This is a genomic window from Micromonospora sp. NPDC049044 (assembly GCF_040649215.1).
In the GTDB taxonomy this organism is placed as follows: domain Bacteria; phylum Actinomycetota; class Actinomycetes; order Mycobacteriales; family Micromonosporaceae; genus Micromonospora.
On the sequence record NZ_JBEZFA010000004.1, the window covers coordinates 182,647 to 198,886 of the forward strand.

Consider the following 16,240-nt stretch of genomic DNA (forward strand, 5'->3'; position numbering starts at 1 on the left):
ATGTCCCGGGCTACGGCCCCCGACCGCTATTTTGCACTTCTGTCGCCGGTTAGCACCTTTCGCACCTGTTTGTCGCGACAGAGCCGTGCAAGATCGACGGGGGCCAGGGTGGGGGGTCAGGGTGGGGTTGGGGCGGGGTGCGGGGCGTGGGCCGCGCGGCGCAGGCCGTAGAGCGTCAGCGCCGCGGCGGCGAGCAGCGGGGCGCCGTCGCGGACCAGGCCGTCCACGCCCAGCAGCCACCAGCACAGCGGCAGATCCACGGCGAGCACTACCACTGTGACACCGACGAGCAGGCCCCGCGCCCAGTCCTTGCCGCGCATCAGGAACGCGGTGCAGAACAGCACCGCGTAGCTGGCCGCGATGCCGGCGCCGAACCAGAACAGCACGGCCGGCAGCGCGGTCAGTCGACCGTCCAGGATCGAACCACCGGCCACCAGGGCTGGCACCAGCATCAGCGGGCTGTAGGTGAACGCCGCCACCCGGCTGGTCAACAGCCAGGCGTTCGCCTCCGGCCGGCGCGGCGGGGTTTCCCGCCAGGAGAAACCGTCGCGGTCGATGACCAGCCGGGGCCGGTGTCGGACGAGGTGCCCGGCGAGCGCCGACGAGCGGTACAACAGCCAGACCACCGCCACGCAGAGCGTGGTGAGCACGGCGAAGCCGAGCAGGCCGGGCAGCGGCGGCACCCCCTGCCGGGGCACGATCAGCCGCCCGACCGCGAAGACCGTGGTGACCGCGAGGATCAGCCCGAACGGGCGGGCCACCGTCCGACCCCGACGCACGTGCCCGATCAGCAACAGGAAGCCGAACGAGCGCAGCATCGCCCAGCCGGTCCGCACGGCCAGCCCGAAGCCCTGCTCCGGGGCGTACCACCAGTTGAGCAGCTCGACCACGACGGTGGCCGCGGCCGTGGTGGCGAGCAGGATGGTGAGCACCCGGACGGCGGACGGCCGCCGGACCTGGGTCTCGGCGGCCGTCCTCATGGGATCAGATGATGCCCGCGTGGGGCGATCTTCACACCTACCGCTGCGGCTGCGTGGCGTCCAGGCGGGCGCGCAGCGCGTCCAACTCGGCCCAGAGCACGCCCGGCAGCTTGTCACCGAACTTCTCGAACCACTCGGTGATCATCGGCAGCTCGTTGCGCCACTCGTCGGGGTCGACCTTCAGCGCGATGCGGACGTCCTCCGGGGTCATGTCCAGACCCTCGACGTCGAGCGCGTCCTGTGCCGGGACCATGCCGACCGGCGTCTCGACCGCGTCGGCAGTGCCCTCGATCCGCTCGACGATCCACTTGAGCACCCGGGAGTTCTCCCCGAAACCCGGCCAGAGGAACGAGCCGTCGGGGTCCTTGCGGAACCAGTTGACGTAGTAGATCTTCGGCAGCTTCGCCTCGTCGCCGTCGGTGCCCTTGCCCATCTCGATCCAGTGCCGGAAGTAGTCGCCCGCGTGGTAGCCGATGAACGGCAGCATCGCCATCGGGTCCCGGCGGACCACGCCGACCGCGCCGGACGCGGCGGCCGTCGTCTCCGACGACAAGGTCGCACCCATGTAGACGCCGTGCACCCAGTCGCGGGCCTCGGTCACCAACGGGATGGTGTCCTTGCGCCGGCCACCGAAGAGGATCGCGTCGATCGGTACGCCGTTCGGGTCGAAGTACTCGTCGGCGAGGATCGGGCACTGGGTGATCGGGGTGCAGAACCGGCTGTTCGCGTGGGAGGAGAGGCTGTCGCTCTCCGGCGTCCAGTCGTTGCCCTTCCAGTCGATCAGGTGCGCCGGTGGCTCCCCCATGCCCTCCCACCAGACGTCCCCGTCGTCGGTGAGGCCGACGTTGGTGAAGACGGAGTTGCCCCGGTCCAGGGTGCGCATGGCGTTGGCGTTGGTCTTCCAGTCGGTGCCGGGCGCGACGCCGAACAGGCCGTACTCCGGGTTGACCGCGTAGAGGCGGCCATCCGGGCCGAACCGCATCCAGGCGATGTCGTCGCCGATGGTCTCGACCTTCCAACCCGGGATGGTCGGCTCCACCATGGCCAGGTTGGTCTTGCCGCAGGCCGAGGGGAACGCGCCGGCGATGTGGTGGACCTTGCCCTCCGGCGAGGTGATCTTGAGGATCAGCATGTGCTCGGCGAGCCAGCCCTCGTCGCGACCCATCACGCTGGCGATCCGCAGCGAGTAGCACTTCTTGCCGAGCAGCGAGTTACCGCCGTAGCCGGAGCCGTACGACCAGATCTCCCGGGTCTCCGGGAAGTGCGAGATGTACTTGGTCTCGTTGCACGGCCAGGCGACGTCCTGCTGACCGGGGGCGAGCGGGGCGCCGATCGAGTGCAACGCGTGCACGAAATTGGCGTCGTCGCCCATCGCCTCCAGGACGCGGGTGCCCATCCGCGTCATGATGCGCATCGAGGCGACCACGTACGGGCTGTCCGTGATCTCGACACCGAACATCGGGGACTCGGCCTCGACCGGGCCCATCACGAACGGGATCACGTACATGGTCCGGCCCCGCATCGAGCCGCGGTACAGCTCGGTCATCGTCCGCTTCATCTCGGCCGGCGCCATCCAGTTGTTGGTGGGGCCGGCGTCCGCCTCGTCGACGGAGCAGATGAAGGTGCGTTCCTCGACCCGGGCCACGTCGGTCGGGTCGGTACGCGCGTAGAACGAGTTGGGCTTCTTCTCCGGGTTCAGCCGGATCAGGGTGCCGGCTTCGACCAGCTCGTCGGTGAGGCGGCGCCACTCCTCGTCGGACCCGTCCACCCAGACGACCCGGTCGGGGGTGGTCAGTTCCGCGACCTCGCGGACCCAGGCGAGCAGTTTCGGATGGGACGTCGGGGCCTGATCAATACCCCGCACAACAGCCGGAGCAACCATGACACATCTCCTTGTGGTCGACGCTGACCGATCTATGGGATGCACGAGACTCGGCGGCGCGATGCGTCGCCTTCGTGGAAACCTGGGATTGGCCTCAGCGTAAACCGGGCAGCCTTCCGAGTCAGTGGGACTGGTTGTGAAGAACTGCACAAGCTACGGTCACGCTGCGGCATCACGATCTGATACCCGCTTTCCTGCGCAGTTTCACGCAAATCTTGTTGTGCACCCCGGCAGACGCTTGGTGTGGTCGGGCCGTGGACCTGCCCCGCCGACCGGTGCGTGGATTCCCGCTCCGAGCCGCGTCAGTCCTCCCAATTGGTTACGCTGCGTACGACGGTTTCGCGCACGGTGATCAGCTCCGTCGGCCGACCACGCCCGCTTGCGGTAGCTACCCCGCTGACCGGTCCAGAGCCGGTAGGCTCGCTCCGTGGCCGCCACGATGACCGGGGAGCAACCGGGTCCCCGGCAGACCCGACGGGGTCTCGCTGGCAAGCTGCTGGACCGCTTCGGTCACCTCGTCCGCGAGCTGAGCAAGTTCGCCACGGTGGGTGGCATCGCCTTCCTCGTCGACTTCGCGCTCTTCAACTACCTGACGAGCACCCGCGACGTCGAGGAGCTGACCGCGAAGACGGTCTCCACCGTCATCGCGGCCACCGTCGCCTTCGTGGGCAACCGGTTCTGGACCTGGCGGCACCGCCAGCGCAGCAACCCGGCCCGCGAGTACGCGCTGTTCTTCTTCTTCAACGTGGTCGGCCTCGGCATCGCGGTGGCCTGCCTGGCCATCAGCCGGTACGGGCTCGGCAGCATCTGGCCGGCAGTGTTCCAGACGCGCCTGGCGGACAACGTCGCCAGCTACATCGTCGGCACCGGCCTCGGCACGCTGTTCCGATTCTGGTCGTACCGGCGGTTCGTCTTCGTCGAAGCGGGAACCCGAACCGTTCCGCAGGTAAGACCCGACCCCGACCTCGGGGCGTGACCTGCCGCTCACCCCGTTTGGCCGGTGATCGCCGGTCACACCGACTGCCCTAAGGTGTTTCGCATGCGTCTTGTCCGTCTGCTGCCTGAGCGCTGGCAGAAGTTCATCCACGAGGCGCTCAAGTTCGGCATCGTCGGTGGCATCAACACCGTCATCAATTACGCGGTGTTCAATGCCCTTGCACTAACCGTTTTCGTCAACGGTCAGCTGAAGGCGACGGTGATTGCGACAGTCGTCGCCACTATCACCTCGTATCTGATGAATCGGCACTGGACGTACCGGGATCGCCCGAAATCGGCGTTGCGCCGGGAGTACGTCCTGTTCTTCCTGTTCAACGGGGCTGGCCTGCTCATCGAGCTGGGTGCCGTGGCGGCCGCCAAGTACGGCCTCGGCGTCCATGGCCTGCTGGCGCTGAACGTGGCAAAGACCGCCGGCGTCCTGCTGGCCACGCTGTTCCGCTTCTGGTCGTACCGGACCTTCGTCTTCCAGCCCGTCACTGGCGAGGACGAGACGAAGCCCGAGCCCACCTGGCACGACATCCCGCGCGACGAGTGGGACACCATGGCGGGGATGGACCCGGTCGCCGAGCTTGCCGAGTCCGTCTCGGAGTTGGAAGAGGCGGAGGCCGCGCGCCGCGCCGACCCACCGCCCGGCGCACCCACCCAGGGCCGCCCCCGCTTGAGTGTCAGCCCCGCCGCCGACCTTGACGCGGAACTCGCCGCGGAGTTGCACGTCGGCACTCGCCGCGCGCCCCGCCGGTGACGTCTCCCGACGCCCGCTCCGGCACCGGGCAACCCGCCGAGCTGTTCTTCGAAGATCTTGTCCCGGGGCTCACCGTCGACCTCGGTGTGGTCACCGTGGAGGGCGACGAGATGGTCGCCTTCGCCCGCCGCTTCGACCCGCAGTGGTACCACGTCGACGCCGACCTGGCCGGGGCCAGCCGGCACGGTGGGCTGATCGCCAGCGGCTTCTACACGGTAAGCCTGTTCATGCGCGCCTACGTCGACCATCTGCTGTCCCGGGCGGCCGCGGACGCGTCCCCCGGCCTGGAGGAGCTGCGCTGGCTCGCCCCGGTACGCGCCGGTGACCGGCTGGCCGTTCGGGTCGACGTGATGGGCGCCCGACCGTCGACCGCCCGTCCGGGGCTCGGCACCGTCAGCCTCACCGGCACCATGCTGCGTCTCGGCCCGGACGGCAGGCCCGAGCAGGAGGTGCTGCGGACCCGCTTCCGCGGCTGGTTCGCCGTCCGGCCAGCCGACGCCGACCCAGCCGCAGTTGACCCAGCCGCAGTTGACCCCACCGGGGCCGATCCAGCCGCAGCCGACCCCACCGCAGCCGGCCCGGCCAAGACCGACCCCGCCGAGGGTGGATCGTCCGACGCCGGCCCGTCGGCCGGTGGGCCAGCCGACGCGGGCCCGGCCGAGATCAGCCCCGAACGACCAGGAAACGGCCCGCCCCGGACCGAACCACCCGACTGACCCGCCCCGACCCTTGGGGTCCGGTTCATAAGAGCTGGCCGGCCGCCCTTATGAAACAGACCCTGGGCCCCAGGGGCGGGCCTCGACCGCGGTCGACCCGGATCAGGTGGTGGTGTCCCGCAGCGGCTTGCCCTCGCGCATGTCGGCGAGGATGTCGCGCATCTCCCCGTCGCCCAGCGAGTGCTTGTCGTGCTGCGCCTCGACCAGCTCGTAGAGGGTGGTCTGCACCCGGCTGACACCCGGCACGTCGGCGAGCACCGACTGGCCCCGTTCGCCTGCCGACTCGATGGTGAGCGTGCCGCAGCCGAGCAGACGCTCGACGAACCGCTGGTTCATCGAGTGGTCGTTGACCCGGGTGAGCGGGAGATCCCGCCGGTCGCGGGAGAAGACACCCTGCTGGATCAGCACCCGCTCGTTGGTGAACAGGTAGTGGGTGGTGCGCCAGACCAGGAACGGCCACAGCCCGAGCCAGAGCACCCCGACCAGGGCGATCACTCCGATCACGGCCAGCGCGATCGAACCACCGCTGCTCTCGGGCAACAGGAGCACACCGACCACCACCGCGGCGATGGCCAGCACCAGCACCACGATCGGCCGAATCAACGCCTTCCAGTGCGGGTGCAGATGGAGCACGACATGCTCGTCCGCGGTGAGCACGTCTTCAGGAAACGCCACGACAACCTCCATCGCCATTTTTCCGACGCGCAGACGGTAAGCCCCCAGGACGCGCCAGCACATCCGCCACGCGGCCCCACCCGAGTCTTCACGATCTTGCGCGCCGCTCGCCGCTCGCCGCGCGCCGCTCGCTGGCCTCCGCCCGTTCGACCCGGGGCAGCGGGCGCGGCGCCCCGGATCGGGTGGTCAGCGCAGGTGCAGGACGTCGCCGGCCGCGAGCGTCCGGGGCCCCGTCGGGGTGCTGAGCTGGAGTTGGCCGTCCGGGTCCACGCCGGTGGCGGTGCCGGTCAGGGTCTCGCCGTCGGGGAGCAGGACGCGTACCTCACGGCCGACCGTCGCGCAGGCCGCCAGGTAGGCGTCGCGCAGGCCGCTGGCCACCGCGTCCCCACCCGCCGAGCGCCAGCGGTCGTACCAGTCGGCGACCCCCCGCAACAGCGCCCGCAACAGCGGATCCCGGTCGGTCGCCGCCGCACCGGCCAGTTGGAGCGAGGTGGCCGACAGCCCGGTCGGGTTCACCGGCAACTCGTCGGCGCGCAGCGTCACGTTCAGCCCGATGCCCAGCACGATTGCCGGCGGCTGCTCCGGTGCCCGACCGGGCACCGCCTCGGCCAGCACGCCCGCGCACTTCGCGTCGTCGACAAGCAGGTCGTTCGGCCACTTCAGGGTGGCGTCCAGCTCGGCCAGCCGGGCCACCGCCTCGACCAGCGCCACGCCGGCCAGCAACGGCAGCCACCCGTACCCGGTGGGTGGCACCGGCAGCCAGTCGCGGTCCGGCACTGCCGCACCGGGCCGCAGCAGCACGCTCGTCGCGATGCCGGCCCGCGCCGGTGACTGCCAGACCCGTCCGCGCCGACCACGCCCGGCGGTCTGCCGCTCGGCCACCACCACCAGACCCTCGGGTTCGCCGGACCGGGCCGCCTCGGCCACGTCGGCGTTCGTGGAGCCGGTCTCGGCGCGCAACTCCAGGCGGGCCCACGGTCCGTTCGGCGCGACCAACGCCCGGCGCAGCCGGGCCGCCGACAGCGGCGGACGGTCCAGATCGGTGTACGGGGAGCCCGACATTCCGCCAGCCTACGACGGTGGCGGCGTCGACACTGAGGGGTACTGCACAGCGGCACCTACCTGAACCATCGTTATATTCCGTGGGTGACTACCGAGACCGGGACCAACATCCACAGCACCGCGGGCAAGCTGGCGGACCTGGAGCGCCGGGTCGACGAGGCGGTGCACGCCGGGTCGGCCCGTGCCGTGGAGAAGCAGCACGCCCGCGGCAAGAAGACCGCCCGCGAGCGGATCGAGATGCTGCTCGACGAGGGCTCCTTCGTCGAACTCGACGAGCTGGCCCGGCACCGCTCCACGGCGTTCGGGCTGGAGCGCAACCGCCCGTACGGCGACGGTGTGGTCACCGGCTACGGCACTGTCGACGGCCGGCAGGTGTGCGTGTTCGCGCAGGACTTCACGGTCTTCGGCGGTTCGCTCGGCGAGGTCTTCGGCGAGAAGATCGTCAAGGTGATGGATCTGGCCATGAAGATCGGCTGCCCGGTGGTCGGCATCAACGACTCCGGCGGTGCCCGCATCCAGGAGGGAGTGGTCTCGCTCGGTCTCTACGGCGAGATCTTCTTCCGCAACGTGCGGGCCTCCGGTGTCATCCCGCAGATCTCCCTGGTGGTCGGGCCCTGCGCGGGCGGCGCGGTCTACTCCCCGGCGGTCACCGACTTCACGGTGATGGTCGACCAGACCTCGCACATGTTCATCACCGGCCCGGACGTGATCAAGACGGTGACCGGCGAGGACGTCGGCATGGAGGAGCTGGGCGGGGCCCGCACGCACAACACGCGCAGCGGCAACGCGCACTACCTCGCCACGGACGAGGACGACGCCGTCGACTACGTCAAGGCGCTGCTGTCGTACCTTCCGTCGAACAACCTCGACGAGCCGGTGGTCTTCGAGGCGCCGGCCGACCTGGCGATCAGCGACGAGGACCGGGAGTTGGACACGCTGATCCCGGACTCGGCCAACCAGCCGTACGACATCCACACCGTCATCGACCACGTCCTGGACGACGGGGAGTTCCTGGAGGTCCAGCCGCTCTACGCGCAGAACATCGTCATCGGCTACGGCCGGGTCGAGGGCCGGCCGGTGGGCGTGGTCGCCAACCAGCCGATGCACTTCGCCGGCACCCTGGACATCGCCGCGTCGGAGAAGGCCGCCCGGTTCGTGCGCACCTGCGACGCGTTCAACATCCCGGTGCTGACCTTCGTGGACGTGCCCGGCTTCCTGCCCGGCACCGGCCAGGAGTGGGACGGCATCATCCGCCGGGGCGCCAAGCTCATCTACGCGTACGCCGAGGCGACAGTCCCGAAGGTCACCGTGATCACCCGCAAGGCGTACGGCGGGGCGTACGACGTGATGGGTTCCAAGCACCTCGGCGCGGACCTGAACTTCGCGTGGCCGACCGCCCAGATCGCGGTGATGGGCGCGCAGGGCGCGGTGAACATCCTCTACCGCTCCGAGCTGGCCGGTGCCGACGATCCGGCGGCGGTCCGGGCCGAGAAGATCGCCGAGTACGAGGACACCCTGGCCAACCCGTACGTGGCCGCCGAGCGCGGGTACGTCGACGCGGTGATCCCGCCGCACGAGACGCGTACCCAGATCGTCCGCGCACTGCGGGTGCTGCGCACCAAGCGGGAGACGTTGCCGCCGAAGAAGCACGGCAACATCCCGCTCTGATCGGGCCGGGGTCAGCAGGCCGGGTTGGCGGCGACGCACATCCGGCGCGCGGCGACCTCCGCCAGCTCGCGTAGTTCCCGCTCGGTGCCGGCCTGCCCCAGGCTGAGCACGGTGATCAGATCGCCCACCCGGACCACAGCCGTGGTGGTCGGCCGGGGGGCCGCACCGATCGGCTCGCCCGTCTTCTGGTCGACGGGCGGCGAACCGGTGTGCCGCAGCAGCGCGGCCCCGTCGCCGGCGAAACCCCGTTGGACCACCGTCCAGCGGTGCGTCGCCGCTCCGGTGCCCGTCGCACCCCCCACCTTGTACCCTCCGACGCTTGTCCACTCGGCGCACGGGGCGACCACGTCGTCCAGGGTGGCGAGCAACTGGACGGCCTCGTCGGGAGTCAGCCGGAAGAGATCCTGCGTGACCAGACCGTCCGCCTCGGTGAGGATCGTCGAAGCTCGCTTCGGCAGCAGGGTCTGCGAGCGGGACAGGATTGACATCTGCCAGCCGTCCGACAGCCCCTGGCTCGTCCGGCACGAGCCGAGCATCGAATCCAGCAGCACCGGCTCGCCCAGCCCTGACTGGCTGAGCTGCACGTGAACCGGCTGCGGCAGGTCGGCCGGCTGCAACAGGGCGTCGGTGGTGATCTCGTGCCGGGCCGGCGGGGCCGAGGCGACCGGCTGAACCGGTGGCGGGGACTGCCGCGGCGCGGCGACCGCCACGGCGGACACCCCGGCGACGGCCAGCACGACGGTGGCCACCACCACTCGGCGCTGGCTGCGGCGGCGGGCCCTGGAACGGAGTTCCTCCGGGGCCAGCCAGCGCACGTCCCGCAGGTCCCGCTGAACCTGTTCGACGAATCCCGGTTCGTCACGCATCGGTGGCCTCCTCCAGATCAGAGACGGCAAGCAGCCCGGCGAGCGCGGTCCGCCCCCGGGAGAGTCGGGCCTTGACCGTGCCCACCGGCGCGGCGGTCTCCCGCGCCACCTCGGCGACCGGCATACCCACCAGGTAGTAGAGGGCGATCGCGACGCGTTGCTCCTCGGGCAGCCGACGCAGGGCGGCAACGACCTCGACGGTGTCGGTGCCTGGCCCGGGAACGGTTTCGGTGGCCCCGTGCCGCAGGTACGCGCGGGCGCGGCTGCGCAGACTGCGCCACCGGCTGACCGCGATCCGGCTGGCCACCACCCGCACCCACGCCTCCGGTTCGTCGTACGCACGGACCGTCGACCAGCGCTGCCACGCCCGGATGTACGCCTCCTGCACGGCGTCCTGAGCCTCGACCCGGTCACCGGTCAGGGCGTAGACGAACCCGAGCAGCCGTTGCCGGCTCCCCCGGTAGAACTCGTCGAACTCGTCGACGTCCGGCACCCGCTACCTCCCCGTGTCGGTCGCAGGGAACACGCGCCGCGACGGGCCGTCGGTTGCCCCGATCAGGAGATCATCTTGTCCAGTTCGGCGAGCGGGAACGCGCCGGCCGCGATCCGCTCCCGAACCGCCCGGCGTACGGCCCGCTGGACGGCCACGTTTGCCGGCGTCGGTACGCCGTGCAGCCGGCCGAGCAGCGCGATCTCACCGTTGAGGTGGTCGACCTCTGTCGAGCCGGCGCCCCGGGCCAGACTCTGCCAGGTGGAGCCACCGGAGCGGGCCTCGCCGTCGACCGGGCGGTGCTGCACCAGGTCACCGCGTTCGGCCTGCTCCTGCTCCGGCGTGGTGTGCGCGATCCCGGCCGCGGCAAGCGCGGCGACACCTTCGGCGCGTACCCGCTCGGCCAACGCGTCCGGGATGTCCCGGCCGAGCAGCGCCTGGAGGCCGTTGCCGAGGTTGCTGAGCAGCTTGCCGTACTTCCAGCGCAGCACGTCCGCGCGGACCGGTGCGACGAACCCGGCGGCGCGCAGATCGGCGGCGATGGCCCGGTCGGTGTCGTCGGCCCTCTCCGGGTACCGTCCGATGTGGAGCATCCCCGGGTGCGGGTAGCCGTTGGCAACCACCACACCCGGGTCCAGGTGGGTGGCCGGCAACCAGACGCAGACCGGGTGCACGTCGGCGAAGAGCCGCAGCGCGGCCCGCTCGTTCGCCACCCCGTTCTGGGCGGTCACCAGGGGCAGCCGCTCTCCCGCCGTGCCGCCACCGACCACCGGCGCGTCCACCCAAGCGGCCAGCGCAGCTGCGGTGTCCTGCGACTTGACGGTGAGGATCAGCACGGTATCCGCCGGCAACGGCTGGTCGCCGGGCCCGGCCAGGGCGGCGAGCCGGGCGGTGACCTCCCCGTCGGGCTGCCGCAGGGTCAATCCCCGCGCCCGGATCGCCTCCAGGTGGGCACCACGGGCCACCACTGTCACGTCCCGCCCGGCCCCAGCCAGCCGCACGCCGATGGTCCCGCCAACCGCCCCAGCCCCGACAATCACGTATCGCATGCGCCTAATCCTCCCCTCCCCGCCCCCCGTCCCGCCCCACCCTCCAACCCCGTCGATCATGGAGTTGTGGTGCCCGAGTCAGGAGTTTTTGCGGCTTTTATTACCACCACAACTCCATGATCGACCGCGTGAGGGGGCGGGGGTGGGGGCGGGGGCGGGGGGCGGTCAGAGCGTGGGGTCGGGGTTGGTGACGATGGGGCCGGCTAGCAGGAGCGCCCCGGCGACCAGGGCGAGCACGTTGACAATGGCGAAGACCGTCACCCAGAAGAACGCCGGAAACGGGGTGAGGCCGGCGAGCTGGTCGGCGTCGGAGGCGGGCATCCGGCCCCGCGACCGCAGCCGTTGCAGCTCGACCACCGGTCGCACCCCGCCGAGCAGCAGGAACCACACCCCGGTGTACGCGAACGCGGCCTGGACCTGCGGTGTCGCGTACCACGAGACGGCGAACACCAACGCGCCGGTGACAAGCAGTGACACCACGCCGAAGGCGTTGCGGATCATGATCAGCATGGCGAGCAACAGCACCACCGCCACCCAGAGCAGCAGGGTGATCCGGTTGCCGCCGAGCAGCCAGGCACCGGCCAGCCCGACCAGCGGCGGGGCGACGTAACCGGCGAGCAGGGTGAGGATCATGCCCGGTCCGGTGGGACGGCCGGCGGAGAGCGTCAGGCCCGAGGTGTCCGAGTGCAGCCGGATGCCGCGCAGCTTGCGGCCCGTGAGCAGGGCGACGAGGGCGTGCCCACCCTCGTGCGCGATGGTGATGGCGTTGCGGGCGATCCGCCACGGCAGCCGGGTCGACACCACCACCAACGCGACAGCCGCGGTGATCAGCACCAGCAGCGGGGGCGGGTCCGGCTGAGCGCCGAACAGCGTGTCCCACTTCTCGCCCAGCCCGTCGATCGACATCATGGGGCGCGAGCCTACCGGCGGCGTTCCGGGTCGCTCCCGGAGCACCGGCTCGTATCCTGGAAGACTGATCGGGTGGCGAGTGAAACGGGAGGTGAGCGCCGATGAGTGCGGAACCCCTGGAACACCACGTCGGGCTCTGGACCGAGGCCGATTATTTCGCCCTGGGCGAGACGCCGGACCGCATCGAACTGCTCGACGGGAGCCTGCTGGCGAGCCCTGCCCCGAGCCGACGGCACCAGCGGGTGTCGCGCCGGCTGGCGAACAGCATCGAGGCCGCAGCAGATCCCAATGGCCTCCTGGTCTACGACGCGATCAACGTCCGGCTCGGCATCGACCGGGTCGTCATACCGGATCTCGTCGTGACCGACTTGGACGACGAGGGCACTTTTCTCGACGCCGACCGGGTGTGCCTGGTTGGGGAGGTCGTCTCGCCCGGCAACGCCGCCGCGGACCGGCTGGTCAAGATGCAGCTCTACGCCATCGCGCGGATCCCCTGGTATCTGCTTGTCGAGCAGGACGGCGACGACCATTCGTTGCGGCTGTTTCGGCTCGACGGTGAGCACTACGTCGAGGACCAGGTGGCCAAGCCCGGAGAGACGCTGAGCGTCGTCGAGCCGTTCCGTTGGCAGCTCGACCCGGCCACGCTGCGCTGACCCGTCCCGCCCCGGCCATCGGGCCTTCACGATCCGTCAATGAAGCTTTTTTCAGTCACCCTTGCGATCTAGGGCACTTATCTCCAAAGATGGTTGTCGATAGAGCGACCCTCTTGGAGGCACTCATGGCCCGTACCCCGTCATCGCTGCGCCGCGCCCTCGCGGCCAGCCTCACCGTCCTCGCCACCGCGGCGGCGGCCCTGGTCGCGACCGCCGGACCGGCCGCCGCCGCCACCACAGCCGGCGTCGACGTGTCCCGCTACCAGGGCAGCATCAACTGGACAAGCGTCCGCAACGCGGGTATCGAGTTCGCGTTCATCAAGGCGACCGAGGGCACCAGCTACAAGGACCCCAACTTCAACGCCAACTACGTCAACGCGTACAACGCCGGGGTGATCCGCGGGGCGTACCACTTCGCCCGGCCCAACATCTCCGCCGGCTCCACCCAGGCCAACTACCTGGCCTCCAACGGCGGCGCCTGGTCGGCGGACAGCCGCACCCTGCCCGCCGCGCTGGACATCGAGGGCAACCCGTACGCCGGTGGCTACTGCTACGGCCTCAGCACGACCGGCATGCGCAACTGGGTACAGGACTTCCTGAACACCTACCGCTCCCGCACCGGCCGGTACGCGGTCATCTACACCACCACGAGCTGGTGGAACCAGTGCACCGGCAGCTGGACCGGCCCGTGGGCGAACCACCCGCTCTGGCTGGCCCGCTGGGCGAGCGCGCCCGGCACCCTGCCGGCCGGCGCTCCGGTGTGGAGCTTCTGGCAGTACACGAGCAGCGGCGCCGTCTCGGGGATCAGCGGCAACGTGGACCGGAACTACTGGAACGGTGACCGCAGCCGACTCATCGCACTGGCCAACAACACCTGATCGGGTCGTTGGCGGCAGCGGGATCGACGGTCACCACACGGTTGACAATCGGTCCGGCTGCCGCCACACACCGGTTGCGGGTCAGGCCCGCCGTCGGCTCAACGCCGGCACCACGGCTTCCTCGCGGGCCAGCGCGCCCCGGCGGGTCAACCGCCAGGCGGCCACGCCAAAGCCGGCAACGATCACGACGCCGAGCAGTGCGACGAGCACCGAAACCCCCGCGCTGACCAGCAGCAGGATCGCGTCGCCGAGCGCCACGAGCATCCACAGTGCCAGCCGAGGCCGGGTGTCCCTCCGTCGGTAACCCATGTCGTGCCTCCCTCCGTCGTCGACTGTCAATTACCCAGAACGACAGAGAGTCATGCGAATGAGTTTCAGTCCTGGCGGTCGGGCACGAACCCCTTGGCGATCCGGTCGAAGTTGGGCAGGTTGGCCTGCCAGTCCTTCTCCGCGATCTCCCACCGCAGTGCGTAGCCGCGGTTACTCGCAGTCACGAACCCGCGGTTACGAACGTGGATGCGCGTCCCGTCGCGGGTCTCCAGCCACTCCCAGTCGGCGCAGGTCTTCCAGAAGTTGCAGTGCTCGATGCTGAGGTACTGGTAGTTCGTGACTTCGTCCTTGCGGTAGCCCTCGATGCTTTGCCAGTCGGCATATGCGTCCTTCTTCGGCGTGGGGGTCCACTGCACGAGCAGCTCCCCCGGCCCGTTGGACTCGTCGAAGACGACGGTGTCGCTGCGGGGCTGCCGGCGCACCCAACCGTCGGGGATCGGCAGGGCGAAGCCGGCCGGGTCCTTGTGCAGCTTCCAACCCGCCGGCAACGCGTTCGGGTCGACCGAGGGCGAGGCCGAAGGTGTCGGACTCGGTGCGCCAGCGGTGGGTGGGGGCACCGCAGCGGCCGAGGTCGGCGCCGCTGCCGATGTCGCGGCGGCCCCGGTCGGGTCGGCCTGCGGGGTCTTGTCGTCGTCGCCTTTGCTGAGCAACGGCACGACCACCGCGAGGCCGATCAACAGCAGGACGACCACCGCCCCGATCAGCAGGTTGCGCCGGGTGTTGTCCGGCTTCGTGCCGTCCTGCAGCGGCACCGCCGCACGACCGGAGGGACCCACCGGGGGCATCAGCGCCGTGGGCGTCGACGGCTTGCGCTGCTCCGGTGCCACCGGCGGACCGTCGACGACAGTCGGCTCGTCGTCGTCGGTCGTCGTACCCCCGCCGGTCGTGTCGCTCGTCGCCGTGACCTTCGCGGTCGGGTCGGCGTCGGACGAGGCCGGTCGGTCGATCGTGGCGGTCGGCTCCGACGTGGCCGGGTCGGCGGCCGCACCGGACGCAACCACTGCGGTGGGGGTGGCGTCGGTGGCCGTCGGCGTGGCGGCGGCCGGAGCCGGGTCAGCGGCCGGGGTGACGGCGGCGGCCGAAGCGGCGGCGGCCGGTGGCGGCGACACCGGGCGGTCGGCCCGCTCGGCCGGTCGCGGTGCCGGCACCAACGGCGGGCGCGGCTCGCGCGGACCGTTCGGCCCCGGTCGGCGTACGCCATCAAGCAGCGAGATCCCCCGCGCACGCTTGCCACCGGCGCGGCGCAGCAGGCGTTCGGCCACCTCGGCGGTGATCCGCTCGTTCGGATCCTTCCGCAGCAGCCCGTTGAGCACCGCCTTGAGTGGACCGGCGTTCTTCGGCGGCGGAATCGGCTCCGTCGCCAGCGCCGCGAGGGTGCCGATCGCCGACGGCCGGGCGTAGGGCGACTTACCCTCGACCGCCGCGTAGAGGGTCGCGCCCAACGACCACAGGTCCGCCTCCGGACCGGCGGTGCCGTCGCGGGCCCGCTCCGGCGAGATGTACGCGGGCGAGCCCAGCACCATGCCGGTGCGGGTCACGTTCGGGTCGCCCGGGATGGTGGCGAGACCGAAATCGGTGAGCACCACCCGACCGTCCTCGCCCAGCAACACGTTGCCGGGCTTGACGTCGCGGTGCATGACGCCCGCCTTGTGCGCGGCGCTGAGCGCACCGAGCACGCCGAGGCCGATCTCCACAGTGCGGGCCACCGACACGGGACCATCTTCGGCGAGGGTGTCCTGCAACGACTTCGACGCCACGTACTCCATCACGATCCACGGATCGCCATCGGTGCGCAGCACGTCGAAGATGCGGACGACGTTCGCGTGGTTGAGGCGGGCGATGGCCCGCGCCTCCCGCAACGAGCGCTCGCGCATCTCCCGGCGCTCCTCGTCGGTGAGACCCGGCGGCGGCACCAACTCCTTGATGGCGACGTCCCGGTGCAGCACCTCGTCGCGCGCCTTCCACACCCGGCCCATGCCACCCTGGCCGAGCGGCGACAGAAGCCGGTATCGGTCAGCGACGAGTTGGGGAAGCGCGTTCGACATCGGTGAGACGGTACCCGGACCCGCCGACGCTCACACCGCCGGCACGCCACTGTCCGCATCCCGTAACTTCGCGCCGCGTACCCTGGCGTCATGTCTGCCGAAGAGCCGCTGTTCCGGGTCGTCCGGGGCGTGCCCACCGCGGAGGAATTAGCCGCCCTGGTGGGGGCGGTCATCATGCGATCCCGCCCCGCCGCCGCACCCACGCCGCCGGCCACGTCCGCCTGGGCGCGCAGCGGCCGGCCGGTCGGCCCCGGCGGGTGGCGCAGCGCCGGCCTGCCCCGCTGACCCGACCCTCCCGG

At 70.7% G+C, this 16,240-nt stretch carries 17 protein-coding genes; 7 read left to right on the forward strand and 10 right to left on the reverse strand.

Features of this window, described 5'->3' with window-relative positions; all coding sequences use genetic code 11:
* Nucleotides 1-116: 116 nt before the first annotated feature.
* Together AB0B85_RS04860 and AB0B85_RS04865 are read right to left on the reverse strand one after the other, a co-directional pair.
* On the reverse strand, nucleotides 117-980 hold the full coding sequence (locus AB0B85_RS04860; RefSeq protein ID WP_357403629.1) for a hypothetical protein: 864 nt from the start codon (nucleotides 978-980) through the stop codon (nucleotides 117-119).
* A gap of 37 nt (nucleotides 981-1,017) precedes the next feature.
* The gene (locus AB0B85_RS04865; RefSeq protein ID WP_357403631.1) at nucleotides 1,018-2,862 is read right to left on the reverse strand and encodes a phosphoenolpyruvate carboxykinase (GTP); all 1,845 of its coding nucleotides are present in this window, start codon (nucleotides 2,860-2,862) and stop codon (nucleotides 1,018-1,020) included.
* 427 nt (nucleotides 2,863-3,289) lie between these two features.
* On the opposite strand from AB0B85_RS04865, the gene AB0B85_RS04870 reads away from it, so the two are divergent.
* From AB0B85_RS04870 to AB0B85_RS04880, 3 genes are all read left to right on the forward strand, one after another.
* Complete coding sequence (locus AB0B85_RS04870) at nucleotides 3,290-3,838, forward strand: GtrA family protein (RefSeq protein WP_357403633.1); 549 nt, start codon at nucleotides 3,290-3,292, stop codon at nucleotides 3,836-3,838.
* A gap of 63 nt (nucleotides 3,839-3,901) precedes the next feature.
* Nucleotides 3,902-4,600, forward strand: a complete 699-nt coding sequence (locus tag AB0B85_RS04875; protein WP_357403635.1) for a GtrA family protein — start codon at nucleotides 3,902-3,904, stop codon at nucleotides 4,598-4,600.
* Complete coding sequence (locus tag AB0B85_RS04880; protein ID WP_357403637.1) at nucleotides 4,597-5,316, forward strand: MaoC/PaaZ C-terminal domain-containing protein; 720 nt, start codon at nucleotides 4,597-4,599, stop codon at nucleotides 5,314-5,316. The genes AB0B85_RS04875 and AB0B85_RS04880 overlap by 4 nt, the downstream gene beginning before the upstream one ends.
* A gap of 102 nt (nucleotides 5,317-5,418) precedes the next feature.
* On the opposite strand, the gene AB0B85_RS04885 is transcribed toward AB0B85_RS04880, so the two are convergent.
* Both AB0B85_RS04885 and AB0B85_RS04890 read right to left on the reverse strand, forming a co-directional pair.
* On the reverse strand, nucleotides 5,419-5,991 hold the full coding sequence (locus tag AB0B85_RS04885; RefSeq protein ID WP_357403639.1) for a PH domain-containing protein: 573 nt from the start codon (nucleotides 5,989-5,991) through the stop codon (nucleotides 5,419-5,421).
* A gap of 186 nt (nucleotides 5,992-6,177) precedes the next feature.
* Entirely contained in the window at nucleotides 6,178-7,053 is an 876-nt protein-coding gene (locus AB0B85_RS04890; protein WP_357403641.1) for a biotin--[acetyl-CoA-carboxylase] ligase, read from the reverse strand.
* Between the two features lie 84 nt (nucleotides 7,054-7,137).
* Here AB0B85_RS04890 and AB0B85_RS04895 point away from each other — a divergent pair, with 84 nt between their 5' ends.
* Nucleotides 7,138-8,721 (forward strand): acyl-CoA carboxylase subunit beta, encoded by a 1,584-nt coding sequence (locus tag AB0B85_RS04895; protein WP_357403643.1) that lies wholly within the window; start codon nucleotides 7,138-7,140, stop codon nucleotides 8,719-8,721.
* A gap of 11 nt (nucleotides 8,722-8,732) precedes the next feature.
* Here the strand turns inward: AB0B85_RS04895 and AB0B85_RS04900 are convergent, their stop codons facing one another.
* The 4 genes from AB0B85_RS04900 to AB0B85_RS04915 form a co-directional block, all read right to left on the reverse strand.
* Nucleotides 8,733-9,587, reverse strand: coding sequence for a hypothetical protein (locus AB0B85_RS04900; RefSeq protein WP_357403645.1), 855 nt, complete (start codon nucleotides 9,585-9,587; stop codon nucleotides 8,733-8,735).
* Nucleotides 9,580-10,080: a SigE family RNA polymerase sigma factor gene (locus AB0B85_RS04905; RefSeq protein ID WP_357403647.1), complete on the reverse strand. Its 501-nt coding sequence runs from the start codon at nucleotides 10,078-10,080 to the stop codon at nucleotides 9,580-9,582. The genes AB0B85_RS04900 and AB0B85_RS04905 overlap by 8 nt, the downstream gene beginning before the upstream one ends.
* Before the next feature lie 62 nt (nucleotides 10,081-10,142).
* Nucleotides 10,143-11,126 (reverse strand): 2-dehydropantoate 2-reductase N-terminal domain-containing protein, encoded by a 984-nt coding sequence (locus AB0B85_RS04910; RefSeq protein WP_357403649.1) that lies wholly within the window; start codon nucleotides 11,124-11,126, stop codon nucleotides 10,143-10,145.
* Between the two features lie 165 nt (nucleotides 11,127-11,291).
* Nucleotides 11,292-12,035, reverse strand: coding sequence for a M50 family metallopeptidase (locus AB0B85_RS04915; RefSeq protein ID WP_357403651.1), 744 nt, complete (start codon nucleotides 12,033-12,035; stop codon nucleotides 11,292-11,294).
* A 101-nt stretch (nucleotides 12,036-12,136) separates the two neighbouring features.
* On the opposite strand from AB0B85_RS04915, the gene AB0B85_RS04920 reads away from it, so the two are divergent.
* A complete protein-coding gene (locus AB0B85_RS04920) occupies nucleotides 12,137-12,688 on the forward strand; it encodes a Uma2 family endonuclease (RefSeq protein ID WP_357403653.1) in 552 nt (183 codons plus the stop codon).
* Between the two features lie 125 nt (nucleotides 12,689-12,813).
* Entirely contained in the window at nucleotides 12,814-13,566 is a 753-nt protein-coding gene (locus AB0B85_RS04925; protein WP_357403655.1) for a GH25 family lysozyme, read from the forward strand.
* Nucleotides 13,567-13,647: 81 nt separating this feature from the next.
* Here AB0B85_RS04925 and AB0B85_RS04930 read toward each other — a convergent pair whose 3' ends face one another.
* Entirely contained in the window at nucleotides 13,648-13,875 is a 228-nt protein-coding gene (locus AB0B85_RS04930; RefSeq protein ID WP_196928367.1) for a hypothetical protein, read from the reverse strand.
* 65 nt (nucleotides 13,876-13,940) lie between these two features.
* Nucleotides 13,941-15,941, reverse strand: coding sequence for a protein kinase (locus AB0B85_RS04935; RefSeq protein WP_357403657.1), 2,001 nt, complete (start codon nucleotides 15,939-15,941; stop codon nucleotides 13,941-13,943).
* A 90-nt stretch (nucleotides 15,942-16,031) separates the two neighbouring features.
* Here AB0B85_RS04935 and AB0B85_RS04940 point away from each other — a divergent pair, with 90 nt between their 5' ends.
* Nucleotides 16,032-16,226, forward strand: a complete 195-nt coding sequence (locus AB0B85_RS04940) for an acyl-CoA carboxylase subunit epsilon (RefSeq protein WP_357403659.1) — start codon at nucleotides 16,032-16,034, stop codon at nucleotides 16,224-16,226.
* Nucleotides 16,227-16,240: the final 14 nt, after the last annotated feature.

Coding starts and splice junctions, on each gene's coding strand:
- AB0B85_RS04860 (WP_357403629.1), bottom strand. CDS start 980: ATGAGGACGGCCGCCGAGACCCAGGTCCGGCGGCCGTCCGCCGTCCGG.
- AB0B85_RS04865 (WP_357403631.1), bottom strand. CDS start 2,862: ATGGTTGCTCCGGCTGTTGTGCGGGGTATTGATCAGGCCCCGACGTCC.
- AB0B85_RS04875 (WP_357403635.1), top strand. CDS start 3,902: ATGCGTCTTGTCCGTCTGCTGCCTGAGCGCTGGCAGAAGTTCATCCAC.
- AB0B85_RS04890 (WP_357403641.1), bottom strand. CDS start 7,053: ATGTCGGGCTCCCCGTACACCGATCTGGACCGTCCGCCGCTGTCGGCG.
- AB0B85_RS04900 (WP_357403645.1), bottom strand. CDS start 9,587: ATGCGTGACGAACCGGGATTCGTCGAACAGGTTCAGCGGGACCTGCGG.
- AB0B85_RS04910 (WP_357403649.1), bottom strand. CDS start 11,126: ATGCGATACGTGATTGTCGGGGCTGGGGCGGTTGGCGGGACCATCGGC.
- AB0B85_RS04915 (WP_357403651.1), bottom strand. CDS start 12,035: ATGATGTCGATCGACGGGCTGGGCGAGAAGTGGGACACGCTGTTCGGC.
- AB0B85_RS04920 (WP_357403653.1), top strand. CDS start 12,137: ATGAGTGCGGAACCCCTGGAACACCACGTCGGGCTCTGGACCGAGGCC.
- AB0B85_RS04925 (WP_357403655.1), top strand. CDS start 12,814: ATGGCCCGTACCCCGTCATCGCTGCGCCGCGCCCTCGCGGCCAGCCTC.
- AB0B85_RS04930 (WP_196928367.1), bottom strand. CDS start 13,875: ATGGGTTACCGACGGAGGGACACCCGGCCTCGGCTGGCACTGTGGATG.
- AB0B85_RS04935 (WP_357403657.1), bottom strand. CDS start 15,941: ATGTCGAACGCGCTTCCCCAACTCGTCGCTGACCGATACCGGCTTCTG.
- AB0B85_RS04940 (WP_357403659.1), top strand. CDS start 16,032: ATGTCTGCCGAAGAGCCGCTGTTCCGGGTCGTCCGGGGCGTGCCCACC.